The sequence below is a fragment of the Moorena sp. SIO2C4 genome, assembly GCF_010672485.1.
Classification (GTDB): Bacteria; Cyanobacteriota; Cyanobacteriia; order Cyanobacteriales; family Coleofasciculaceae; genus Moorena; species Moorena producens.
The window spans coordinates 1-4,027 of record NZ_JAAHGN010000703.1 but is presented as its reverse complement, the minus strand read 5'-3'; the positions used below and the strand labels follow the sequence as shown (position 1 = coordinate 4,027).

The 4,027-nt window shown below is 44.7% G+C and carries 5 protein-coding genes; 4 read left to right on the top strand and 1 reads right to left on the bottom strand.

Annotation, left to right across the window (positions count from 1 at the left end; all coding sequences use genetic code 11):
• Positions 1-198 precede the first annotated feature (198 nt).
• Positions 199-2,139, bottom strand: a complete 1,941-nt coding sequence (gene cimA, locus F6K20_RS27540; protein ID WP_287296794.1) for a citramalate synthase — start codon at positions 2,137-2,139, stop codon at positions 199-201.
• Between the two features lie 409 nt (positions 2,140-2,548).
• Here cimA and F6K20_RS27535 point away from each other — a divergent pair, with 409 nt between their 5' ends.
• From F6K20_RS27535 to F6K20_RS27520, 4 genes are all read left to right on the top strand, one after another.
• Positions 2,549-2,887: a 2Fe-2S iron-sulfur cluster-binding protein gene (locus F6K20_RS27535; RefSeq protein WP_287267329.1), complete on the top strand. Its 339-nt coding sequence runs from the start codon at positions 2,549-2,551 to the stop codon at positions 2,885-2,887.
• A 340-nt stretch (positions 2,888-3,227) separates the two neighbouring features.
• Complete coding sequence (locus tag F6K20_RS27530) at positions 3,228-3,425, top strand: hypothetical protein (protein WP_008187253.1); 198 nt, start codon at positions 3,228-3,230, stop codon at positions 3,423-3,425.
• On the top strand, positions 3,410-3,538 hold the full coding sequence (locus tag F6K20_RS27525) for a hypothetical protein (RefSeq protein WP_267875688.1): 129 nt from the start codon (positions 3,410-3,412) through the stop codon (positions 3,536-3,538). The genes F6K20_RS27530 and F6K20_RS27525 overlap by 16 nt, the downstream gene beginning before the upstream one ends.
• A 149-nt stretch (positions 3,539-3,687) precedes the next feature.
• Positions 3,688-4,027: Uma2 family endonuclease (locus tag F6K20_RS27520; RefSeq protein WP_287296792.1), on the top strand; the 340-nt coding region annotated here is incomplete at its 3' end.

The window sequence follows — 4,027 nt, the reverse complement described above, 5'->3', positions numbered from 1 at the left end:
CCCTTAACTGGGAAGGGCCTTATCATAAGTTACCTCCCCTTGAGGTTCTGACCAAGGCTAAGCTAGATAGTCTACGTTGGATAGCACCTTAAATTAGTTGCGTAGGGTGCGTTAGGGAAGGGCTCGCACTCATTTTCCGCCTCGTCGCCCATTTTGGGACAGCCCGCCCCGTAACGCACCACCGGGTCAAACAGCAAATTACCGCTCTTTCAAGGCTGGGGAATGCCTCAATGGTGTCTTTGCTGAAGATTCCAACAGCAAACCATACTCAATGCCTTCCACCACAGCTTCATAGGACGCTTCGAGAATATTACTAGAAACCCCCACAGTTGTCCAGCGCTGTTCTCCATTGCTCGATTCCACTAGCACCCGTGTCTTAGCCGATGTGCCAGCAGCACCATCCAGAATCCGCACTTTGTAGTCAGTTAGATGAAAATCAGCAATCTCTGGGTAAAAGTTCACTAAGGCTTTGCGCAAGGCTGCATCAAGGGCTGACACTGGTCCATTGCCTTCTGCTACTTCCAAAATATCCTGGTTGTTAACAGATACTTTAATGGTTGCCACAGAATTACTGTAGGGTTTACTGACCCCTTGTAGCATATCGCAATGTATTTGACAGCCTTTGAGTTCAAAGGGATGTTCTCGATATCCCAAAGCATCCCGCATCAACAAATCAAAACTGGCTTCCGCTGCTTCAAATTGATACCCTTCATTTTCTAGATCTTTGAGGCGTTCCAGGATTTCGCGACAGGCGGGGTCTTTTTTATCCAGGTCATGACCGAAACTACGGGCTTTTGCTAATACATTGCTCAATCCCGACTGGTCAGAAATTACGATCCGACGCTGGTTACCAATCTGTTCTGGCTGAATATGTTCATAGGTCAGAGGATTCTTTGCCACCGCTGAAACATGGATACCACCTTTGTGAGCAAAGGCTGAACGACCGACAAAGGCAGCATGGTCATGGGGAGCAAGATTAACAATCTCGCTAATTAAACGACTAGCTTGGGTGAGTCTGGCCAGCTGATTATCCTGAATACAGCGTAACCCTAGCTTCAACTGTAAGTTAGGAATCACAGAACAGAGATTGGCATTACCGCAGCGTTCACCATAACCATTAATCGTTCCCTGAACCATACAGGCTCCCTCAGATACCGCAGCTAAGGCATTAGCAACCGCTGTATCTGAATCATTATGGGTATGGATTCCTAACATGGGTTGGAGGTTAGGCGGTTGAAGGTTAGCAGGTTGAAGGTTAGCAGGTTGAAGGTTAGCAGGTTGAAGGTTAGCAGGTTGTTCGCCTTTGGCGTTCCCGTAGGGTAGGTTAGTTTCGGTTCCAGGTTGAAGGTTCGCAGGTTGAAGGTTAGCAGGTTGTTCGCCTTTGGCGTTCCCGTAGGGTAGGTTAGTTTCGGTTGCAGGTTGCAGGTTAGCAGGTTGTTCGCCTTTGGCGTTCCCGCAGGGTAGGTTAGAACCTTCAACATTCAACCTTCCAACCTTCAACTCATTGTCAACATTCAACCTTCCAACCTTCAACTCTTTAATGACATCTCTAACAATTTGACTAATTTGCTCGGGTAGGGTACCACCGTTGGTGTCACACAGTACTAGCCATTCTGCACCCGCATCTTTAGCAGCTTTCAGGGTTTTGAGGGCATAGTCTCGATTGGCTTTATAGCCATCAAACCAGTGTTCTGCATCGTAAATTACCCGACGCCCTTGACTACGGAGGTATTCTATGGTGTCACCAATCATGGCTAGGTTTTCCTCTAGGCTAGTTTTCAGCCCTTCAGTAACATGAAGATCCCAGGATTTACCAAAAATAGTCACCCAGCGCGTTCCTGCAGCTAAAATAGCTTGCAGCATCCGGTCTTCTGCAGCGATCATGTTTGGCCGTCGAGTTGAGCAAAAGGCGACTACTTCTGCTTGTTTGAGAGGTTCTTCTTTGAGCTTCCAGAAAAATTGCACATCTTTCGGATTTGCCCCTGGCCATCCTCCTTCAATGAAGGGAATACCCAACTCATCCAGTTGCCGAGCAATGCGTAACTTATCTTCGAGAGACAATGAGATTCCCTCACGCTGGGCACCATCCCGCAGCGTTGTATCGTAAATCCAGATCGGGTGAGAAGCTGTTGAAGTCATGGGCAGTTAGAATAGTTGAGTTTATCGTAAAGAAATGTAAATTATAGTTAAGGGTAAGCTTTGATGGCCTAAAGCTTAGTCAAGGGCAAGGCACGCAGATAACCTTCCGACATTTACCCGCGCTTAGCAGTGTAGGAAGGTTACCCATCTCTTAAGCCTTGATAGATCAAGGGTATCAAGCGATGCAGCGCCTTAATGCGGGGGTTTCCCCCACTCGCGCTTTGCATCAAGACAGAGGACTCGACCAAACTATCTAAAATCTAGATATTTATAAACGCAGCTTATCTAGAACCATCAAACAATAAGAGCACCTTGGTGTATTGCCAGATTGGCTCTGTTCACAACATTAAACATAGCTGCATCTAATTTTATTAAAAAATAAGCTACAGATAAGGAGTAATCTTGAATAATGCCTAAAGTAACAGCACAAGGAAAAAGCTTTGAATGTGACCAGGGCAGTAATCTGCGCAAGGTCTTACTAGAGCATGGCGTTGCCCTATACAACGGCAACGCTAAACTAATTAACTGTAGAGGATTAGGAAGCTGTGGTACCTGTGCGGTTGAGATAGACGGGGAAGTATCCGAGGCAAATTGGAAAGATAAAGCTAGGCGATCGCTTCCGCCCCATTCTCCGACAGCAAATCGCCGCTTAGCCTGTCAGACAAAGGTTTTAGGTGATGTTTGTCTTAGCAAATATGATGGCTTTTGGGGGCAAGGGGATCAAACTGTATGGACCCCAGAATCATGAAGTTGCCAATGGTAACTGGAAACTCGGATGTAGTTAAAAGCTATGGCTTGTCGTCAGTAGTGAATGTAAAATTATTTGTACTTAGGTAATTATTTTAATTTAGGACTGCTATAGTTATCAGGGTAAGCGCCATAAAAATTGAGCCAAAATGTAATATAGGGCAAGGATTAGGATAATATTAAGCCCTGATTATCAGCGCTATTGCAATTTATATTAATAGTGTTAACAAGAATGCAGCCTTATTGATTATTGCGTTTACCCTGCATCCCTTACCCAATTTGGCGGTATGGAATATCACTATTATAATTATAGATGCAGTAGATAAAGGCGATGGCATTTTATGAGTGTTGCAGAAATCAAAGAAGCAGTAATGAAACTCTCTACGGGAGAGTTAACAGATCTGGTTCAATGGCTTGATGAATTCTATGAATCTCTATGGGATAAGCAAATTGAGGAAGACTTTGAATCTGGCAAGCTAGATCATCTAATTAAACAAGCAAGGCAAGAATTCAGAGAGGGAAAGTGCCAGGAAATTTAAAGCATTTCAATACTTCACAGTTTTGGGAATACTACCGTCAGTTGCCACAGGAAATTCAAGAATTAGCAGATAAGAACTATGAGTTGCTTAAGCAAGATCCCAAACATCCATGATATCTTAAAGCAAATCTAGCTTTTGTAGTGCGATGGTTGTAGTGAATGAAAGATGCGATCGCGTTTTGGAGAATGCGATCGCTTTTCTGGTGAGCATGACTGGAACTGAATCCAGCAACAGTTAAAATCGAAGAAACAGGAGGTCATCAATGGTTGCTGTTAATCAAATTAGACAAACGTTGACCCTGGCGGAATTTTTAGAACTTCCTGAAACGAAACCTGCTAGTGAATATGTCAATGGACAAATTCAACAAAAACCTATGCCTCAAGGAAAGCACAGCATCCTTCAACGGGAATTGAGTTTTGCTTTAACACTCGCTTTAAAGCCAGAGCGAACTGCCCAGGCATTCCCCGAACTGCGGTGTACCTTTGGTGGGCGATCAATTGTCCCAGACGTTGCCGTCTTTCGTACAGAACGGATTCCTCGTGATCATGATGGCCAAGTGGCCAATTCGTTCAATCTACATCCAGATTGGACTATCGAGATCA

Coding starts and splice junctions, on each gene's coding strand:
- F6K20_RS27530 (WP_008187253.1), top strand. CDS start 3,228: ATGAGTGTTGCAGAAATCAAAGAAGCAGTAATGAAACTCTCTACGGGA.
- cimA (WP_287296794.1), bottom strand. CDS start 2,139: ATGACTTCAACAGCTTCTCACCCGATCTGGATTTACGATACAACGCTG.
- F6K20_RS27535 (WP_287267329.1), top strand. CDS start 2,549: ATGCCTAAAGTAACAGCACAAGGAAAAAGCTTTGAATGTGACCAGGGC.